The sequence below is a fragment of the Occultella glacieicola genome, from assembly GCF_004353825.1.
Taxonomy (GTDB): Bacteria; Actinomycetota; Actinomycetes; order Actinomycetales; family Beutenbergiaceae; genus Occultella; species Occultella glacieicola.
Map to the genome: position 1 here is coordinate 1 of NZ_SMNA01000021.1, position 19,081 is coordinate 19,081.

Consider the following 19,081-nt stretch of genomic DNA (forward strand, 5'->3'; position numbering starts at 1 on the left):
GCCCTCCGGCTCCCCGGTCCCGCCGCCCCCCGGTTCCCCGGTGCCGCCACCACCCTCCGGCGCCCCGCTGCCCCCGCCGTCGGGCCCGCCGGTGCCGCCGCCACCGTCCGCTCCGCCGTCACCGTCCGCTCCGCTGCCGCCGCCACGGTTGTCCGAGCGGATCCAGGGTGGTCCCGCCGAGCCGGCCCGCGCGCCCCTGCCACCGGCCGCGCCGGCCAGGCCGCAGACGGCGAAGGAGCGGGCCGCGGAGAAGGCCGCCGGGGTCAAGGAGCGCCCCCAGGACTACGTGCAGGGCTTCCGCTGCTCGCGTAAGCACCTCAACGACCCGCGGGTCTCGTTCTGCCGCGTGTGCGGCATCCGGATGGACCAGATGACCGGGGTGCTGGTCGAGGAGCGGCGTCCGCCGCTGGGCCTGCTGGTGCTGGACGTCGGCGCCACGTTCGTCCTGGACGACAACTACGTGCTCGGCCGCAACCCCGACTCGGACCCCGCCGTCCGGGAGGGCGTGCTGCGTCCGATCCGGCTCGACGACACCTCCGGTGCCCTCTCGCGGGTGCACGCCGAGATCCGACTGTCCGGTTGGGACGTCGTGCTGATCGACCGGGGTTCGGCCAACGGCACCTACGTGGCCGCCTCGGACGAGCAGTCCTGGCAGCGGCTCACGCCGAACCAGCATTTCGTGCTCACCCCGGGCACCCACGTGCGGGTGGGGCAGCGGACGTTCACGTTCGAGTCCTCGGCGGCCCGGTTCAGCTGACGGCCGCAGGGTTGGGCGGAGCGGTCAGGGTCGCGGCGACCCCGCCGGTTCCACGTCGGACGCCCCCGCCGGCCCCGGGCCGTCGGTCCCGGAGGTGACCAGCGTGCCGAGGGCCTCGGTGAGTTCCGCGTCGACGACGTCCTGACCTGCCCAGACCGTCAACATCGCGGCGGGCACCCGGTCGCCTCCGCCCGCCACCGTGCCGGCACCCGTGGCCAGACCGGCGGATGCGACCCGCGCGGCCGCAGCGACGCCGTCGGCCTCGCTCCGGTCCACCACGCGGTAGGCGAGCCCGTCGGCCCGGAGCGCGGCCAGGGCGGCGCCGTAGCGCCGGGCCAGCCGGCCGCCGTCGGGAAGGTGCAGCAGGAGTTCCGCCCCCCGCGCGCGGGCGATGGCGGCGCCGGTGAGTACGGCGCCTCGGCCGTCGGCGTCCCCGCCGGCGAGGACCAGCACCGGGGCGTCGGCGGCGGCGTCCGCCTCGGGCAGGCGGACCGCGACGACACTGAACCGGTGCGTTCCCGGATCGGCCCCGTCCGCCATCCCGGGAGCATGCGCCGCGAGCCAGTCCGCGTCCACGAGCAGCACGGCGGCCTCCGCGGTCTCCGCCTGTAGGAGCAGGTCCGCCCATGGGTCGCTGCTGAACCGGGACAGCACCGTGGCCCGGGCCCCGGTCGCGTGCACCCGGGCGGCGAGGGCGTTCAGGTCCTCCACCGTGCCTGCCATCCGGGTGAGGTCGCCGGAGATCCCGGCACCGAGTTCCAGGGGCGCCTGCTCGCGCACCACGAGCCTGCTCAGCACCAGGGCGCCGGGCCGGCCGGTACCGAGGAGGCCGGCGGCGGCCGCCGCCATCCGGTCCGCCCGGGATGGCTCGTCCACGAGGACCAGGACCCGGTAGGACTCGTCCAGGCCGAGTGCGGCCCGCTCGGCAGCGGCGATGTCCTTGGCGATCGCGCGGTCCGGGTACACGCGGCGCAGCAGCGGCCCGGTCATCATCGTGGTCAGCACCGCCATCAGCACGAGCAGCGTGAACAGCTCGCCGTCGAGGACGCCGAGCTGCCGGCCTATCTGCAGGATCACCAGCTCGGTCAGCCCACGGGTGTTCATCAGCACGCCCAGGGCGGTCGCCTGCCGGTTCGGGACCTTCATGAGCCGCGCGGCGCCGAACGCCCCGACGAACTTGCCACCGACGGCGACGAGCATGATCAGGCCGAGCTGCCACAGGCCGGACGCGGTGATGCCGCCGATGTCGGTGCTCAGCCCGGTGACCACGAAGAACAGCGGGAGCAGGAGCAGGACGCTGACCTGTTCGAGGCGCTCGAGGATCTCCTCGGTGAACTCCGCGGCGTCCTGGCGGGGCATGATCGCGCCGAAGATGAACGCGCCGAAGATGGCGTGGATGCCGATCATGTCGGTCACGAACGAGGAGGCGAGGACGCCGATCAGCACGATGGCGAGCAGGTCGGGCGTGAGCCGGCCGGCCCGGCGGTAGCCGCCCACGAGGCGCTTCAGCAGGGGCCGGACGATGCCGAACATGACGGCCGCGAAGGCGGCGGTGAGCACCACGATCCGGATCACGTCCGCGGGTCCGTCGCCCTGCACCACGGCCACCACGAACGCGAGCAGCGTCCAGGCCAGGATGTCGTCGACGGCGGCGCACGCGAGCGCGAGCACACCGGTGGAGGTGCGGTGCATGCCACGGTCGGTGAGGATCCGGGCCAGCACCGGGAACGCCGTGATCGACATCGCGACGCCGAGGAACAGCGCCAGGCCGAGGAGCGGGACCTCACCCTGGTCGGTCTCGTCGTGGAACGGGTACAGCACCAGGGACAGGCCGGCGCCCAGCGCGAACGGCAGGATCACCGAGCTCAGCGAGATCGTGCCGGCGAGCTTCTCCCGGCCCCGCACCAGTTTCATGTCGAGCTCGAGGCCCACGATGAACATGAACAGCACCAGACCGAGCTGGGCCAGCAGGTCGAGGTAGGGCAGGATCTCCGGCGGGAACAGCTTGGTGTCCAGGTCGCCCGGCAGCAGACCCAGGACGCTTGGCCCCAGTGCGATGCCGGCGATGATCTCACCGACCACCGGCGGCTGGTGGACCTTGCCGGCGAGCCGGGCGAACAGCCGCGCGACCACAATGATGACGGCGATCGCCAGGAATACGTGCGCCGCGATGTGCATGCCGGTTGACCCCTCGCTGCCCGGATTGGCGTTGACGATCCCTCGTGAGGCCGGGACCCTCCCGATAGACTTCCGCTGATCTGCCACGAATGCTATGGGGTCCGTAACCCACCGAGTCGACGTTTGGGGAAGTCACATGTCGTTGCACGATCGGTCGGTCCGAGATGTGCCGGTCCTCGCGGACTTCGAGGTGGTGCGGCCGATCGGGGACGGCAACCACGGCCAGTTCTTCCTGGCCAGGCCGCCGGCTCGGCTGGGCATCGCGGACGAGTTCGTCGCCGTCAAGGTGTTCGCCGGGCAGGTGACCGAGGACGCCTACCGGCGTGGCGCCCGGGAGCTGCGCGCGTTCGCGACCGTGGACTCGCCCTACCTGGCGACCGTCTACGACGCGGTCCTGGACGACCGGTTCTTCTACGCGATGGAGTACTTCCCGCTCGGGTCGCTGGCGAGCCCGGCGCAGCCACTCGACCACGACCGGGTGCTGACCGTCCTCGAGCACGCCGCACTCGCCGTCGACGCGCTGCACGAAGCCGGGCTGGCCCACGGCGACGTGAAACCCGCCAACGTGATGGTCACCGAGACCGGCGGAAAGGTGTCCGACCTCGGACTGGCCCGGGTTTTCGCGGCCGGTGCGGCGCTGACCGGGATGGCGCCGGAGACGTCCGTGGAGTTCGTCGACCCGGAGCTGCTGCTGGGTGAGCCGCCATCGCGCGCCACCGACATCTGGGGGCTGGGCGCCACCGCGCACCGGGTGCTGTCCGGCACCGGCCTGTACGGCGACCTACCTGAGAACCAGCCGCTGCTGGCGATCCGCACGGTCCTGAAGGCCGACGGCCCGACCGTGTCCGAGCGGCTGCCGGTGGCCGAGGCCGACGTGGTCCGGCGCTGCCTGGCGCCACTGGGGGAGCGGTACGAGACGGCCGCGGAGGTCGCCGCCGCGATCGCGGTCCTGCGCGGCTGAGTTCCCGGTCAGAACGGGGCGCTCAGCCACCACACCCGGCGGATGTCGAGCCGGTCGCGGTCGGGCCACCACGCGGCCACCAGGTACTCGGTGCGGTCGGGGTTGGCGAACGTGGTGTAGAGGAAGCCGGGGTCGGTCACCCCGTCCTGGCTGCCGTACTCGTTGCCGGCCGGGTCGTCCGGGGCCGAGTCGTAGAACCATTCCTGGGTGTACCAGCCCTGGTTGGTGACGCCGTCGTCGGTGAACGCGGCGAGGGCGTCCGTCGAGGTGAAGTGCATCAGGGAGTAGACCAGGCCGTTCGGCTGGGTGCAGGTGATCACGGCGTCGACGGCGTCGGGCTGGTCGAGGTGTTCGGAGGGGCCGACGGCACAGTTCGAGTCGTTCGGACCGGTCAGGTTCGGTCCCTCGGGAACCAGGTTGGGGAACGGGGTGCGCATGAAGTCGGCATCGCCCCAGCTGCCGGGGTCCGGCGGTGCCTCGGCGACGACGGGGGTGCTCTCGTCCGAGGTCTCGCCCTCGGCGCCGACGGCGCGCACGGTGTACTCCTGGCCGGTGGGGGCGTCGTCGACGTACTCGCGCGCGGTGCCCTCGTAGAGCAGGTCGCCGTCCCGGTACAGCTCGTACCCGGTGGCGTCGGTGACCGAGCTCCAGTTCACCACCGTGTCGCCGTCGTCGTTCACCGTGACGGTCACGGTCTCGGGGGCCGCGAGGGTGTCGTCATCGCCGCCGCCGCCGAAGCCGCCGTTGGCGGCGATCACGATGAGCGCGATGATGGCGACCAGGGCCACCGCGAATCCCGTGATCATGCCGGGGTTCGGTCCGCGGCGGATCGGGACCTTGTGCGCCGCGGTGTGGATACCGGTGTTCTGGGAGGACGGCGTCGCAGGTGCGGAGAGGTAGCTCGGCATGGCACCGGTGTTCTGCCGGTTCGGGCTCACCCCGGTCGGCATCGGGCCGGTGGGCATCGACCCGGTCGGCATGCCGACGGGACTCGGGACCGGTGGGGGCATCGACGAGGTGGGGTGCGGGCCGCTGTTGCCCCCGCCGCCCTGACCGATCGGGCCAATGGTGGCGTTCGGGGACCAGCTCCGGTTGCCGGGCGCGTTGTTGGCGCGCAGGTACGCGGCCGGGGCGGCGGCCGTGACGTGCCATGGTGAGATCCGGGCCAGCCGCGGTGCGATCTGGTCCAGCACCAGCGGGTGCCGGGAGCCCTGGTGCTCGTAGGCAACCGTCCAGGTCCGGTCGCCGGCACCGACGGTGATCTCCTCGAGGTAGTCACCGGTGATCTGCCGCTCCAGCGGCAGCCGGGGTGGCAGGTCGAAGAACCGGGCCTCGTGCAACAGCGCCTCGAGTGCCGTCCGGTCGGCCATCGGCACGTTCCGGGTGTCGACCGGGCCGACCTCCTGGCTCTGCCGGCCGTCGGCGAAGTAGCGGCGCACGGTCAGGGCGAACGGTGGCCGGGGGCCGGTGTGCGCCCGGCTCGGCGTCGGGGTCGGGTGCGGGCTGCCGGGCTGCCCGCCGGGGGCCGGGGTGCGGGTCGGCTGGGCGGGCTGCAACACGGTCGCGGTGTCGGCCTGTTCCGTCAGCGACTTGAGCGCGGCCGCCGCGGCGCGGCTGAGGGCACGGCAGCTCTGGTAGCGGTCCTCGGGCTTCTTGGCCATCGCCTTGGCGACCACGGCGTCGAAGCCGGTGCCGAGCCCGGGCCGTGCCTCGGACGGCTTCGGCGGCTCCTGGGTCAGGTGCGCCGTCATCTTCGCGAACGGCGAGTCGGCGACGAACGGGACGCTGCCGGTGAGCAGTTCGTAGAGCACGCAGCCGAGCGCGTAGACGTCCACCTGGTGGCCGAGCGTGCGGGCCTCGATCTGCTCGGGGGAGGCGTACGCGAGCGTGGCGAGCATGTTGCCGGTGCCGGTGAGGTTGTTGTCCCGGTCGTCGATGGCCTTGGCGATCCCGAAGTCGGTCAGCAGGACCTGATCCGGCTCCTCCGGGTCGTCGGGGTCCAGGCCGGGTGCGAGCAGGATGTTCGCCGGCTTGACGTCCCGGTGCAGCAGGCCGGCCCGGTGCGCGAAGTCGAGGCCGTTGCCGACCTCGGTGACGATGTGCACGACCCGTGCCGGGTCGAGGCCGCCACCGGATTCCTGTACCGCGTGGGCGGCGTCGGTGCCCTCGACGTACTGCATCGCGATCCACAGCTGACCCTCGAACTCGCCACGGTCGTAGACGGCGACGATGTTGCGGTGGAAGAGCTGGGCGGCGAGGTCCGCCTCACGTTCGAACCGGGTACGGAAGCTCTCGTCCGAGGACAGGGACGTACTGAGCATCTTGAGTGCGTCCCGGCGCGGCAGTCTCGGGTGCTTGGCCAGGTACACCGAGCCCATGCCGCCACGCCCGAGTTCGCGCTCGATCGTGTAGCCAGCGAAGACCTGGCCAGGCTCGAAACCCACCCTGCTCCATCCCCTTGAACGGTCGTGCGACGAATGCCCGGCTCACCCTATCGGAGAGCGGGGCGGCAGTCAGACGCGCGGGGCGTCGATCCCGGCCGCCGCGGTGTCCAGGAGCCAGAGGGTCACGTCCCGCCCACGCACGGCGCCGGCCGGCGCCTCGCGCACGTCGGCGGCACCGCCGAGGGCGCGGCGGACCGCCTCGGCCTTCTCCGCGCCGGCGACCACGAGCCAGACCTGGCGGGCGCCCGCGAGTGCCTCGAACGTCAACGAGATCCGGTCCGGTGGGGGCTTGGGCGAGTCGTGCACGGCGACGGCGGTGGTCCCGGTGGCGGCCAGCGCGGGGTGGCCGGGGAACAGCGAAGCGACGTGGGCGTCGGGGCCCATGCCGAGCAGGACCACGTCGAACGTTGGCGACCGCTCGTCGTCGGGGCCGGCGGCGGCGGCCAGCTCGGTGGCGTACGCGGCGGCGCCGTCCTCCGCGGTCGCGGCGTCCTCGGTCGCGGCCATCGGGTGCACGTTGCGCGCCGGGATCGGCAGGTGGTCGATCAGGGCCGCACGTGCCTGGCCCTCGTTGCGCTCGGAGTCCGCGCGCGGCACGAACCGCTCGTCGCCCCACCACAGGTGCACCCCGGTCCAGTCCACGATGGCGGCCAGCGGCGAGTGCCGGGCCCGCTCGAGCAGGCGGATCCCGACGGTGCCTCCGGTGAGCGCCACGTGCACCGGGTGACGCACGGCCTGGGCGTCGAGGATCGCCAGGAGCAGCCGAGCCGCGGTCGCCTCGGCGAGCGCCGCAGCGTCGGGGTGCACGACGACGGCGCGCTCGGGTCCGTGCTGGTGGGCCGAACTGCGCACCTCCGGCTCCCGGGTCACTCCGCGGCCACCTTCGGCAGGCCCTTGACGAGGGTGCGTGCGTAGACCTCGTCCGGGTCCAGTCGGCGCAGGTCCTCCATCAGGCAGTCGGCGATCGGGCGCTTGGCCATCGCGATCTGCTGATCGGGGCGCCCGGCCTGGGTGACGGTCACGACCGCGCTGCCCTCGGGGCGTCGCATCGAGATGGAGCTGGTCCGTCGCTCCAGGTCGAGCCCGGTGATCGCGGTGGCGCCCGGGTCGTGCTCGATCGTCACCGGAGCCTTCAGGCTCGACGCGAGCCAGGCCGCGAACAGATGCGTGGACGGGCGGTCCTGGCTGCCCAGCACGCGCACCGACCGCACCGGCTCGAACGGCGGTTCGTCCAACGAGGCCGCGGCCAGTCCGCGCCACAGGGTGGTGCGGGCCCAGGACAGGTCCGTGTCGCCCGGGGCGTAGGTGTCGGCCAGGCCGGCGAGTTCCTCGATCGGCGTGTCGCAGGTCCCCACGTCGCTGATCCGGCGCTGTGCCATGGCGCCGAGCGGGTCGGCGGACATGTTCTCCGGCGGGTCGTGCGGCCACCACACCACGATCGGTGCGTCCGGGAGCAGCAGCGGGACCACGAGGGTGTCCACCGTGTGGCGGGCATCGCCGAGCGGGCGCAGCAGGACGACGTCGCTCGCCCCGGCGTCGCCGCCGACCCGGATCTCGGCGTCCAGGCCCGCGGAGTCGCCGTCGTCGCCCGGGTCGACCACGATCACCCGGCACGGGTGCTCCCGGCTGGCGTCGTTGGCGGCCGCGACGGCCGCCTCCACGGAGTCACCGGTCGCGACGATGACGAGGGTCAGCACCCGCCCGAGGGCCACGGCTCCACCCTCCTCGCGCAGCTCCACGAGCTTCGCGCCGATGGCCGAACTGGTGGTGTTCTCGAGGCTGATGATCATGGTCGCCTCCACGTGCGTCCGTCGCGGGCCAGCATGGCGTCGGCCGAGGGCGGCCCCCAGGTGCCCGGGCGGTACGGCTCGGGCTTCCCGTGCTTGGTCCAGTGGTCGATGATCGGGTCGAGGATCTGCCAGGAGAGCTCGACCTCCCGCTGGCGCGGGAACAGCGGCGGGTCACCGAGGAGCATGTCCAGGATGAGCCGCTCGTAGGCCTCGGGGGAGGACTCGGTGAAGGCGTGCCCGTAGCCGAAGTCCATGGTGACGTCCCGGACCTCCATGGCGGTCCCGGGCACCTTCGAACCGAACCGGATGGTCACGCCCTCGTCGGGCTGCACCCGGATCACGATGGCGTTCTGACCGAGCTCCTGGGTCTCGTTCAGGTCGAACGGCAGGTGCGGCGCCCGCTTGAACACGATCGCGATCTCGGTGACCCGGCGGCCGAGGCGCTTGCCGGCGCGCAGGTAGAACGGCACCCCGGCCCAGCGCCGGGTGTCGACGTCGAGGCGGATGGCGGCGTAGGTCTCGGTGATCGAGCCCGCGCTCATGCCCTGCTCCTGGAGATAGCCGACGACCTCCTCGCCGCCCTGCCAGCCCGCCTCGTACTGGCCGCGGGCGGTATGGCGGCCGATGTCGCGTGGGATGGTGACGGCGGAGAGCACCTTCTCCTTCTCGGCGCGGAGCTCGTCGGCCTCGAAGGAGACCGGCTCCTCCATGGCGGTCAACGCGAGCAGCTGCAGCAGGTGGTTCTGGATGACGTCGCGGGCCGCGCCGATGCCGTCGTAGTAGCCGGCGCGGGAGCCGATCCCGATGTCCTCGGCCATCGTGATCTGGACGTGGTCGACGTAGTTGGCGTTCCAGATCGGTTCGAACATCTGGTTCGCGAACCGCAGCGCGAGGAGGTTCTGCACCGTCTCCTTGCCGAGGTAGTGGTCGATGCGGAACACCGACTCCGGCGGGAAGACCTCCTCCACCACGTCGTTCAGCTCGCGGGCGCTGGTGAGGTCGTGACCGAAGGGCTTCTCCACGACGACCCGGCGCCAGGTGTCTGCGGCCGGGGTGGACAGGCCCACCTTCGCGAGTTGCTCGAGGACCAGCGGGAACTGTCCCGGCGGCACGGACAGGTAGAAGGCGTGATTGCCACCGGTGCCGCGTTCGTCGTCGAGGCGTTGCACCGTCTGCGCCAGCCGCTCGAAGGCGGAGTCGTCGGAGAACTCGCCGGACACGAACCGGAAGCCCTTGGATAACTGTTCCCAGACCCCTTCGTCGAACGGGGTCCGGGAGTGCTTCTCGATCGCATCGTGCGCGATCTTGCGGAAGTCCTGGTCCTGCCAGTCCCGCCGCGCGAACCCGGTGAGACCGAACGCGGGGGGTAGCAGCCCGCGGTTCGCCAGGTCGTAGACCGCCGGCAGCAGCTTCTTCTGCGCCAGGTCGCCGGTGACGCCGAAGATCACCAGGCCGCTGGGCCCGGCGATCTTCGGCAGCCGCCGGTCGGATGGATCACGGAGCGGGTTCTGTCCGTTCGTCACCTTCGCCGGTGCCATCCGGTGGTACCACCCTTCGTCGCTGTCTCGCCTCGGCAGGTCAGGAACCGGCGGCCGCCAGCCCGTCGGTGACGTCCTTCAGCAGCTCGTCCCAGCTCTTCTCGAAGGAGGCCACGCCGGCCTCCTCCAGTCCCTCCAGGATCTTGCCGTACGGGACGCCGAGCCGCTCGAGGCTGTCCAGTATCTGGCGGGAGTCCTCGAACGTTCCGTGCACGGTGTCGGTGCCGTCGGCCCGCGAGTGGTCGGCGACCGCCTCGAGGGTCTTGCCGGGCATCGTGTTCACGACGTCGGCCACCACGAGTTCGTCGACGTACATGGTGTCCGGGTAGGCCGGGTCCTTCGTGCCGGTCGAGGCCCACAGCGGGCGCTGGGTGTGCGCACCCGCGACCGCGAGCGCCTCGAACCGGGGGGTCGAGAAGATCTCCTCGTACACCTCGTAGGCCAGGCGCGCGTTCGCGATCGCCGCCTTGCCCCGTAGGGCCCTGGCCTCGTCGGTGCCGATCTCGTCGAGGGCCTTGTCCACCTGGGTGTCGATCCGGGACAGGAACAGCGAGGAGACCGATCGGATGGTGGACAGGTCCCTGCCGGCCTGATGCGCCAGCTCCAGGCCGTCGACGTAGGCCTGCGCGACGGCGCGGAACCGGTCCAGACTGAACACGAGCGTGACGTTGACGCTGATCCCGGCGCCGATCGCCGCGGTGATCGCCGGCAGGCCCTCGACCGTGGCGGGGATCTTCACGTGCAGGTTGGGCCGGTCGACGGTCTCCCACAGGGTGTGCGCCGAGGCGATCGTGGCCTCGGTCTCGCGGGCCAGCCGGGGGTCGACCTCGATGGAGACGCGGCCGTCCTGGCCGCCGGTCGCCGCGTGGATGTCGGCGAACAGGTCGCACGCGTCGCGCACGTCGGCGGTGGTCAGCTTCAGGACCGCCTCGTCGAGGGAGGCGCCGGCCGCGGCCAGCTCGCGCAGCTGCGGCTCGTAGGCGTCGCCGTTCTCGATCGACTTGGCGAAGATCGTCGGGTTCGTCGTGACACCGACCACGGACCGGGTGTCGATCAGGTTCTTCAGGGCCCCCGACTGCAGGGCGTCACGGGACAGGTCGTCGAGCCACACGGAGACGCCGGCCGCGCTGATCGCGGACAGGGCGTCGCTGGTGGTCCCGGGCTGCTGGGTCTGCTGGGTCATCAGGGGTCTCCCTCGTTGCGGTGGGTGGGCGCCGACGGCCGTTCGGTCCGGCCGTCGGCACCCGGACGGTCAGGCCTTGGCCGCGGCGATCGACTCCTCGGCGGCGGCGACGGTCGCCTCGGCGGTGATGCCGAACTCGGCGAAGAGGATCTTGTAGTCGGCGGACGCGCCATAGTGCTCCAGGGAGACCGCACGCCCGGCGTCGCCCAGGTACTTGTACCAGGACAGCGCGATGCCGGCCTCGACGCTCACCCGGGCCCGCACCGCAACCGGAAGGACGGACTCGCGGTAGTCGGCGTCCTGCTCCTCGAACCACTCCAGGCTCGGTGCCGACACCACCCGGGTGCCCACTCCCTTGGCCTCGAGCTGCTCGCGGGCGGCCACGGCGATCTGCACCTCGGAGCCGGTCGCGATCAGGATCACGTCCGGAGTACCCGTGGAGGACTCCAGCAGCACGTACGCGCCCTTCGCGACGCCGTCGGCCCCGGCGAAGCCGTCGGTGCCCCGCGGGAAGGTCGGGACGTTCTGCCTGGTCAGGACGATGCCGGCCGGGCCGTCGCGGCGCTCCAGGACGGCCTTCCAGGCCTGCGCGGTCTCGTTGGCGTCCGCCGGGCGCACCAGGGCCAGGCCCGGGATGGCCCGAACGGCGGCGAGGTGCTCCACCGGCTGGTGGGTGGGGCCGTCCTCGCCGAGGCCGATCGAGTCGTGCGTCCACACGTAGATCGAGGGTGCCTTCATCAGCGAGGCCAGGCGGACTGCGCCGCGCATGTAGTCGCTGAACGTGAAGAACGTGCCACCGTAGGCTCGGGTCAGTCCGTCCACGGCGATGCCGTTGACGATCGCGCCCATCGCGTGCTCGCGGATGCCGAAGTGCAGGGTGCGCCCGTACGGGTTGCCGGAGAACTCGTCGGTGGAGCGCTCGACCGGCACGAAGGACGGCTCGCCCTTCATCGTGGTGTTGTTGGACCCGGCCAGGTCGGCGCTGCCGCCCCAGAGCTCGGGCAGCACCGGTGCCAGGGCGCTGAGCACGGCACCGGAGGCCGCGCGGGTGGCGACGTCCTTGCCCGCCTCGAACGTGGGCAGGGCGTCGGCCCAGCCGTCCGGCAGTTCACGGGCCTGGAGCCGGGCCAGCAGGGCCGCCCGCTCCGGGTTCGCCGCGGACCAGGTGGCCAGGGCCTCGTCCCACTCGGCGTGGGCCCGCGCGCCGCGTTCGGCGACCTCGCGGGTGTGCGCGAGGACCTCGGCGTCGACGTCGAAGGACTTCTCGGGGTCGAACCCGAGGACCTCCTTGAGCGCCTTGACCTCGTCCCCGCCCAGCTTGGAGCCGTGCGCGGAGTGCGAGCCCTGCTTGCCGGGGGAGGGCCAGGCGATGATGGTGCGCAGCGCGATGAACGTCGGCCTGTCGGTGACGGTGCGGGCCTCGGCGAGTGCGGCGTTCAGGGCATCGACGTCCTCGCGGTAGGTGCCGTCGGCCTGGGTCCAGTCCACCCGGATCGTGTGCCAGCCGTACGCGGCGTAGCGACCCACGACGTCCTCGGTGAAGGCGATGTCGGTGTCACCCTCGATCGAGATGTGGTTGTCGTCCCAGACGACCACGAGGTTGCCGAGGTTCTGGGTGCCGGCGAGCGAGGAGGCCTCACCGCTGACGCCCTCCTGCAGGTCGCCGTCCGAGGCGATCACGTACACCCGGTGGTCGAACGGGGACTCGCCGGGGGCGGCGTCCGGGTCCAGCAGGCCGCGGACGCGGCGCTGTGCCATGGCGATCCCGACGGCGGTCGCGACGCCCTGGCCGAGCGGGCCGGTGGTGGTCTCGACGCCCTTGGTGTGACCCCACTCGGGGTGGCCCGGGGTCAGCGAGCCCCAGGTGCGTAGGGCCTCGAGGTCCTCCAGTTCCAGGCCGTAGCCGGACAGGTAGAGCTGGATGTACTGCGTGATCGAGGAGTGCCCGGCGGACAGCACGAACCGGTCCCGGCCGAGCCACTCCGGGTCGCCCGGGTCGAGGGTCATCTCGTTCTGGTACAGCAGGTACGCCAGGGGCGCGAGGCTGATCGCGGTGCCGGGGTGACCGTTGCCGACCTTCTCGACGGCGTCGGCGGCGAGGACACGGACGGTGTCGATGGCCTTGTGGTCGAGTTCGTTCCAGCCGACGGTGTCCGACTTCGGGGCTTGCGCGTTCACTGAGCCTTCACTTCCTGCGTCCGCGGTGGGCGGGCGCGTACGGGGTCTGTACCGGGTTCGGGGTGTGTTCGGGGAGACGGGGCCGCGGACGGCACTCCGACGCTCCATCCGACCCTACTCATTTTCCGTCCACGGGCACGTGGTTGCCCGATATTGCCGCCACCCGGCCTAGACTGGCTCGGGCGGGCAGCGTCCCGCTCGAGCGGCGCCCTCGATCGGCGCACCAGATCCGGAGAAGTTGAGCCTGTGGCCGAGCAGCACCCTGTGACCATCCCAGCCGCGCCCGACGCGGTCGCACCGGCAGCGCCCGGCGACCCACGTCGACGCCCCGGCGGCGGGGTCCGGGCGAAGGTCGGCGCCTACATCGCGCTCACCAAGCCGCGGATCATCGAGCTGCTGCTGATCACGACGGTGCCGACGATGATCCTGGCGCAGGGCGGATTCCCGTCCTGGTGGCTGATCATCGCGACCCTGGTCGGTGGCACGGCCGCGGCCGGCTCGGCGAACACCCTGAACATGTACTACGACCGGGACATCGACGCGGTGATGCACCGCACGAAGAAGCGTCCACTGGTCACGGGCGCGGTGAGTCCCACCGGCGCGCTCGTCTTCGGTATCGCACTCGGGGTGTTCTCGGTCCTCTGGCTCGGCCTGACCGTGAACTGGGTGGCCGCCGGTCTCGCGTTCGCGGCGAACCTCATGTACTCGGTCGGCTACACGATCCTGCTGAAGCGGCACACCTCGCAGAACATCGTGTGGGGCGGGGCCGCCGGCTGCATGCCGGTGCTGATCGGCTGGGCTGCGGTCACCGGGTCCCTGGACTGGGCGCCGTTCCTGCTGTTCGGGATCATCTTCTTCTGGACCCCGCCGCACTACTGGCCGCTGTCGATGAAGTTCAAGAAGGACTACGCCGCCGCCGGGGTGCCGATGCTGCCGGTCGTGAGCGCGGACACCGGGGTGGCCCGGCAGATGATCGGCTACGCGGTCGCGATGGTCGCCTGCTCGCTGGCGCTGATCCCGGTCGCGGACATGGGCCTGTTCTACACGGCGGCCGCGGTCGCCTCCGGTACCTGGTTCCTGGTGCTGTGCATCAACCTGTATCGCCGGGCGGTGGCCGGCACCACCCGCAAGCTGGGCGCGATGAAGGTCTTCCACGGCTCGATCACGTACCTGACCCTGGTGTTCGTGGCGCTCTCGATCGACCCGTTCCTGCCGTTCTGACCCGATGCCGGCCGACGAGTCCGTTCCCTACGGCGGGCAACTGCGCGAGTACCTCGCGCACCTGGGCATCGAGCGTGGCCTCTCGGAGCACACCCTGGCCGCCTACCGGCGGGACCTGCTGCGGTACGCGGCGTTCCTGCGCGGCCTCGGGCGGGGCTCGTTCGCCGAGGTGACGGAGGCGGACGTCGGCGCCTACGTGGAGGCGCTGCGCGCCGGGTCCGACGGCGGGTCGCCCCTGTCCGCGTCGTCGACGTCCCGGGCCGTGGTCGCCGTCCGCGGCTGGCACCGGTTCGAGGCGCTCGAGGGGCGCACCGACCACGACCCGGCCGCGGCCGTGCGCCCACCGAGCGGTGCGAAGCGGCTCCCGAAGGCGATCTCCACCGACGAGGTGGAGCGGCTCCTGCACGGTGCCTCCGCGGCCGAGGGCGTGCTCGGGCTGCGCGACCGGGCCCTGGTGGAGGTCCTCTACGGCACCGGCGCCCGGATCAGCGAGGCCGTCGGCCTGGCGGTCGACGACCTGCACCTGGACCGGACGGCACCGTCCGTCCGGCTGTTCGGCAAGGGACGCAAGGAGCGGATCGTCCCGATGGGCCGGTTCGCCGTCGAGGCCCTGGAGGCCTACCTGGTCCGGGCCCGGCCGGTGCTCGCGCAGTCCGGGCGGGGCACACCGACGGCGTTCCTGAACCAGCGCGGCAACCCGCTGTCCCGGCAGAGCGCGTGGGCGGTCCTGCAGACCGCCGCCGACCGTGGCGGAGTCACGGCGCACATCTCCCCGCACACCCTGCGCCACTCCTACGCGACCCACCTGCTGGCCGGCGGCGCCGACGTGCGGGTGGTCCAGGAACTCCTCGGCCACGCCTCGGTGACCACCACGCAGATCTACACGCTGGTCACCCCGGACACGCTGCGCGAGGTCTACGCCGCCGCCCACCCCCGCGCCCGGGCTGACCCCGGTCACGACGGAGGTCCTGCGTGATGGTGGGTCGGCTCAGCGCAGGGCGGTGACCCGGTGCGGCGCCTCGGGGTGGAACGGATCGGCCGTGTGGATCTCGGTGCCCGGGTGCAGCAGCGTCTCGGTCCGGTACAGCTCCTCCAGTTCGACGGCGGCCGGCCCGCCGTGCACGCCGCGCGCCTCCTCGTCGTCCGCCGCCACGAGCAGCCCGGCGACGCGGTCGATCCGGTCGAGGAAGGGGGCGAGGCCATCGACGTCCCCGGGCGGCGGACCCTCGCTCAGGATTCCCCAGATGTCCCAGAGGAGCAGTTCGTCGCGATGCCGGTGGGCCGCTTCGAAGACCACGTACTCGGCCACGAATACCGGGCCCCGCAGCGGCAGGGTCGGGTCCACACCGTAGGTGTCGGCGTCGAGCGTGCCCGCCCGGTGGGCGAGCCACACCTGCGCGGCCGTCTCGAACGGGGTGCCCAGGCCCGTCGGGATGTCGGTGACGTCGAACTCCGCCCGGAACCCGGGCGCGTACCCCACCTCCAGCTCGGGGTCGAAGCGGACCCAGCGTCCGCCGTCGAACACCTCGACGACCACGTGGTCGTGGTGGAACCCGGCCCGGAAGTAGTCGGCGAACCCGATCCGGGTGCGGGCCGGCACGCCGTGCTCGCGCAGGACCCCGACGCTGAAAAGGGAGTGGTCCCGGCAGCAGCCCTGGAGCCGCTCGGGCAGGGCGCGGGGTGCGTTCAGCGGCAGTCCGTGCCTGGCCTGGTCGGTGGCGAGCTGGTCGGACAGCCAGCGCAGGTCGATGTCGCCGCGGGTGGCCTCGGGCAACTGCGCCTGCTCGCCGCGGTAGTGCGCGATCAGGTTCCGCGCGGCCGCGGAGACGTCACCGATCGTCGGGGGCACCGCGCGGAGCAGTCCGGCGTGCGGGCCGGGGTCGCTGTACGCGGAGTGCCGGGCGTAGCCGGCGACGGCGTCCGGCACCTGGGTGGGTCGGCTCGCGTCGGTCCGGGGTGTGGTGGTCATCTGTGGTCCTCTCGGTAGGGCAGGGCGATCTCGGCGGCGGGTGCGGTGGGGGTGTCCGGCCAGGGCACGGGGTAGATCTCGCGGGGTGGCCCCGTCGCGGCGCCGTGGGCGCGGGCCCAGCGGCCGACCGCGTCATAGGCGTGCAGGATCTGCGGGTAGGCGCACTGGGCGCGGGTGATCGTCGTGGCCGCCTCCGTACGGGCGGGTTCGAGGCGGATGACGATCGGACCGGACGGGGTCGCGATGCCCTCGAACGGCACACACACCTCGATGGGTCCGTCGCTGTCCGGGGAGACGACGCCGTGGTAGATCGCCCACCACTCATCCCCGAAGGTGGCGTCCAGGGTGGCCAGGTGGGCACGGATCCGGGTCACCGAGTCGTCCAGGGTGGCCACGAGCTCGGCCTGGAGGACGTGCGTGGTGATGGACGCCAGCAGGCGTTCCGCTGCGGGACGGGAGGCGACGTCGAACGTGGGCGAAGGAGCGCCGTCGCGCCATTGCTCGACCAGGTACTCCACGGTGCCGCGTTTGGTGGCCAGCGCGTGCTCCTGCTCGGCCCACCACGCCAGCAGGTCGTCGGTGGCGGCCGCCGGGTTCGCGGCGGCCAGGATCGCCCGGACCCGCGCGAGCGGCATGTCGAGGCGACGCAGCAGGGAGATCCGCCGGGCGGTCGGTTCCTGGTCAGGTGAGTAGTACCGGTAGCCGGTGTACGGGTCCACCGAGGCGGGCACGAGCAGTCCGGACTCGTCGTAGCCCCGCAAGGCCTTCAGGGACAGGCCGGTCCGGCGCGCGAACTCGCCGATCGTGAAGTGGTCGCGGCCTGGTGTCATGACCCCAGTGTTGGGCCTGCCCCAGGGGGAGGGTCAACCGACATTTCGACGATCGGGAGGCGGGCTCACCCGCTGTCGGGAGGAGTCGCTCAGAAGAACGTGCGAACGAGCCCGACGGCGACGGAGTCGGGCGTGAGCCGACCGTCGACCTCGACGATGTCGCGCCACTTGTCGAACGTCGTGCACGGGTGGGAGATGCCGAGCACCACGCGGTCTCCGACCTCAGGCGTCGCCCCGAACGTCGACGCCGGCACGAAGGCGTGCTGATCGTTCACCGCCGCCACCGGCGCCGGATCGAGCGCTGCCTGGGCCGCCCTGCCGGTACGCCAGAGCTCGAGGGGGACCGGCAGCCCCTGATCGTGTCCGGCGTCGCGCCGGCCGGTGTCGAGAAGTGCCACACCGCCGTCGTGGACCGCGAGCACGGTGGCCACGAGGCGCAGCGCGGACCGGAATCGTGGTGCGTTCGGTGGGGCGCCGTCCTGGGCCCGGCGGTAGTGCCCGTCGTCGTGGGCGATGCTCACGCCCGAGCGCACGATCACCCGGCCGTCCGCGCCGGTCAGGTCCGACAGTCCGTCGGTGACCTCGCCGAGATGGTCGCTCCCGGCGATGCTGAGGTATGCGTCCGGCCCGGCCGCGGGGAGCGCGACCTCCCGGTGCACGTGCAGCACGTGCGCGGCGAACGCGCCGATCTCGGCGCGGCTCGGATCGCCACCGATCGCACCCTCGTAGGCGGCGGAGCCCGCGAGCCGGACGCCCGGGGTAGCCCGGATCCGGGCGGCCACGACGCCCGCCTCGTCGAGGTCCCGCACGCCGGTGCGTCCACCGGGACGGCCGATGTCCAGCAGGACCGGGAGCTCCGGTCCGGACGGATCGGCGAGGGCCGCCACGGCCGCCTCGCTGTCGACCCATGACAGGATCTCCCGGTGCGGGTCGGTGCGCAGTGCCGCCCGGGCGCGTCCGGCGCCGGCCCCGGTCGCGAGCGGGTTCGCCAGCTGGATGCGCCGCACTCCGAAGGCGAGCGCGACGTTCAGCTGCGCGAGGGTCGCGACGGTGATGCCCCAGGCGCCGGCCGCCAGCTGCCGCGACCACAGCTGAGGCGCCATGGTGGTCTTCCCGTGCGGTGCCAGCAGGTAACCGCGCTCGTCACACCAGCGCTGCAGAGCCGCGATGTTGTCGGCGACGGCGGAGGCGTCGATCGTCAGGTACGGCGTCGTGAGGGCCGCGACCGGTGCCCGGGTCGACGCCAGGGTGCTGCGAGCGAGGCCGTCGAACCCGGGTCCGAGGACCTTGCCCAACGGTTCCGCCGGTAGCCCGCCGAGTTCGGACATGTCGAGCGCCTCGGCTCGGTCGGGATCCGTCTGGCTCACGCCTACCCTCGTTTCACCTGGACCTTGGTGGACTGCGTGGCCCGCCGGGATCGGTGGTCAGCGGCTGTCGGCCGGCTTCACACCATCCGGTTCAGCAGCCGGTCCCGGTCGACGAACTGGTGCTTGACGACCAGCCCCACGTGCACGGTCAGGGCCACGAAGAACACGATATGCGTCGTGACGTGCGCGACCAGCCCGGTGTCGTCGTCGAGGACCGGCAGCGGTGCCGCCCACTCGTAGGGACCGATGTCCCACTCGGAGTCGGTGGCGAACAACAGGGCGAGCCCGGTGACCGGGATCGCGAACATCAGGACGTACAGGGTCCGCTCCACCACCGTCGCGACCCGCCGCTCGTGCGCGGAGAGGCCGGGCGCCCAGTCCGGCAGGCCGTGCGTTCGGCGCCACCACAACCGCAGGCAGGCGAGGGCGAGGATCGTGGCGCCGAGCACCGCGTGCGGCACGATCCACCAGTCCTCCTCGCCGCCGAAGAACAGGTCGGCGGCCCACTCGAGCAGATCGTCGAACCGGTCGATCGAGTAGCCCAGGACGAACTGCACCGCGATGGCGACCACCATCGTCCAGTGCAGCAGCTTCGCGACCGTCCCGTAGCCGGTCGCCGCGCCCGGCGAGCCCATGTCCGCACATGCTCCTCCAGGTCGGCGGGC

General features: G+C 72.3%; 15 protein-coding genes. 4 read left to right on the top strand and 11 right to left on the bottom strand.

Annotated elements, in window-relative coordinates:
• On the top strand, nt 1-757 hold a 757-nt coding region (locus tag EXU48_RS23980), incomplete at its 5' end, for an FHA domain-containing protein (protein WP_207947884.1).
• A 24-nt stretch (nt 758-781) separates the two neighbouring features.
• Here the strand turns inward: EXU48_RS23980 and EXU48_RS23985 are convergent.
• The gene (locus tag EXU48_RS23985; RefSeq protein WP_133110234.1) at nt 782-2,935 is read right to left on the bottom strand and encodes a cation:proton antiporter; all 2,154 of its coding nucleotides are present in this window, start codon (nt 2,933-2,935) and stop codon (nt 782-784) included.
• Between the two features lie 136 nt (nt 2,936-3,071).
• On the opposite strand from EXU48_RS23985, the gene EXU48_RS23990 reads away from it, so the two are divergent.
• Entirely contained in the window at nt 3,072-3,896 is an 825-nt protein-coding gene (locus EXU48_RS23990; RefSeq protein ID WP_133110235.1) for a serine/threonine-protein kinase, read from the top strand.
• A gap of 8 nt (nt 3,897-3,904) precedes the next feature.
• Here the strand turns inward: EXU48_RS23990 and EXU48_RS24860 are convergent, their stop codons facing one another.
• The 6 genes from EXU48_RS24860 to tkt all read right to left on the bottom strand — a co-directional run bounded on the left by EXU48_RS24860 (nt 3,905) and on the right by tkt (nt 13,029).
• Entirely contained in the window at nt 3,905-6,340 is a 2,436-nt protein-coding gene (locus EXU48_RS24860; protein WP_207947885.1) for a serine/threonine-protein kinase, read from the bottom strand.
• Between the two features lie 69 nt (nt 6,341-6,409).
• Nucleotides 6,410-7,210 (bottom strand): 6-phosphogluconolactonase, encoded by an 801-nt coding sequence (gene pgl, locus EXU48_RS24000; RefSeq protein WP_235857247.1) that lies wholly within the window; start codon nt 7,208-7,210, stop codon nt 6,410-6,412.
• Nucleotides 7,207-8,130, bottom strand: coding sequence for a glucose-6-phosphate dehydrogenase assembly protein OpcA (locus EXU48_RS24005; protein WP_133110236.1), 924 nt, complete (start codon nt 8,128-8,130; stop codon nt 7,207-7,209). Before EXU48_RS24005 ends, pgl begins: the two co-directional genes overlap by 4 nt.
• Complete coding sequence (zwf, locus tag EXU48_RS24010; RefSeq protein WP_133110237.1) at nt 8,127-9,668, bottom strand: glucose-6-phosphate dehydrogenase; 1,542 nt, start codon at nt 9,666-9,668, stop codon at nt 8,127-8,129. Before zwf ends, EXU48_RS24005 begins: the two co-directional genes overlap by 4 nt.
• 40 nt (nt 9,669-9,708) lie before the next feature.
• Complete coding sequence (gene tal, locus EXU48_RS24015) at nt 9,709-10,851, bottom strand: transaldolase (protein ID WP_133110238.1); 1,143 nt, start codon at nt 10,849-10,851, stop codon at nt 9,709-9,711.
• A 69-nt stretch (nt 10,852-10,920) separates the two neighbouring features.
• Nucleotides 10,921-13,029, bottom strand: coding sequence for a transketolase (gene tkt / locus EXU48_RS24020; protein ID WP_133110239.1), 2,109 nt, complete (start codon nt 13,027-13,029; stop codon nt 10,921-10,923).
• A gap of 264 nt (nt 13,030-13,293) precedes the next feature.
• Between tkt and EXU48_RS24025 the strand changes: the two genes are divergently transcribed.
• On the top strand, nt 13,294-14,250 hold the full coding sequence (locus EXU48_RS24025; RefSeq protein ID WP_207947886.1) for a heme o synthase: 957 nt from the start codon (nt 13,294-13,296) through the stop codon (nt 14,248-14,250).
• A 4-nt stretch (nt 14,251-14,254) separates the two neighbouring features.
• Nucleotides 14,255-15,226, top strand: coding sequence for a site-specific tyrosine recombinase XerD (locus tag EXU48_RS24030; RefSeq protein WP_133110240.1), 972 nt, complete (start codon nt 14,255-14,257; stop codon nt 15,224-15,226).
• Nucleotides 15,227-15,238: 12 nt separating this feature from the next.
• On the opposite strand, the gene EXU48_RS24035 is transcribed toward EXU48_RS24030, so the two are convergent.
• The 4 genes from EXU48_RS24035 to EXU48_RS24050 form a co-directional block, all read right to left on the bottom strand.
• Entirely contained in the window at nt 15,239-16,219 is a 981-nt protein-coding gene (locus tag EXU48_RS24035) for a transglutaminase-like domain-containing protein (protein ID WP_133110241.1), read from the bottom strand.
• Nucleotides 16,216-17,049 carry a MerR family transcriptional regulator gene (locus tag EXU48_RS24040; protein ID WP_133110242.1) on the bottom strand — a complete coding sequence of 278 codons (834 nt, stop codon included), beginning with the start codon at nt 17,047-17,049 and terminating at the stop codon, nt 16,216-16,218. The genes EXU48_RS24035 and EXU48_RS24040 overlap by 4 nt, the downstream gene beginning before the upstream one ends.
• A gap of 89 nt (nt 17,050-17,138) precedes the next feature.
• Nucleotides 17,139-18,416, bottom strand: coding sequence for an alanine racemase (locus EXU48_RS24045; RefSeq protein WP_133110243.1), 1,278 nt, complete (start codon nt 18,414-18,416; stop codon nt 17,139-17,141).
• 77 nt (nt 18,417-18,493) lie between these two features.
• Nucleotides 18,494-19,051 (bottom strand): cytochrome b, encoded by a 558-nt coding sequence (locus tag EXU48_RS24050; RefSeq protein WP_133110244.1) that lies wholly within the window; start codon nt 19,049-19,051, stop codon nt 18,494-18,496.
• Nucleotides 19,052-19,081 lie beyond the last annotated feature (30 nt).

Coding starts and splice junctions, on each gene's coding strand:
- EXU48_RS23985 (WP_133110234.1), bottom strand. CDS start 2,935: ATGCACATCGCGGCGCACGTATTCCTGGCGATCGCCGTCATCATTGTG.
- EXU48_RS23990 (WP_133110235.1), top strand. CDS start 3,072: ATGTCGTTGCACGATCGGTCGGTCCGAGATGTGCCGGTCCTCGCGGAC.
- EXU48_RS24005 (WP_133110236.1), bottom strand. CDS start 8,130: ATGATCATCAGCCTCGAGAACACCACCAGTTCGGCCATCGGCGCGAAG.
- zwf (WP_133110237.1), bottom strand. CDS start 9,668: ATGGCACCGGCGAAGGTGACGAACGGACAGAACCCGCTCCGTGATCCA.
- tal (WP_133110238.1), bottom strand. CDS start 10,851: ATGACCCAGCAGACCCAGCAGCCCGGGACCACCAGCGACGCCCTGTCC.
- EXU48_RS24030 (WP_133110240.1), top strand. CDS start 14,255: ATGCCGGCCGACGAGTCCGTTCCCTACGGCGGGCAACTGCGCGAGTAC.
- EXU48_RS24035 (WP_133110241.1), bottom strand. CDS start 16,219: ATGACCACCACACCCCGGACCGACGCGAGCCGACCCACCCAGGTGCCG.
- EXU48_RS24040 (WP_133110242.1), bottom strand. CDS start 17,049: ATGACACCAGGCCGCGACCACTTCACGATCGGCGAGTTCGCGCGCCGG.
- EXU48_RS24050 (WP_133110244.1), bottom strand. CDS start 19,051: ATGGGCTCGCCGGGCGCGGCGACCGGCTACGGGACGGTCGCGAAGCTG.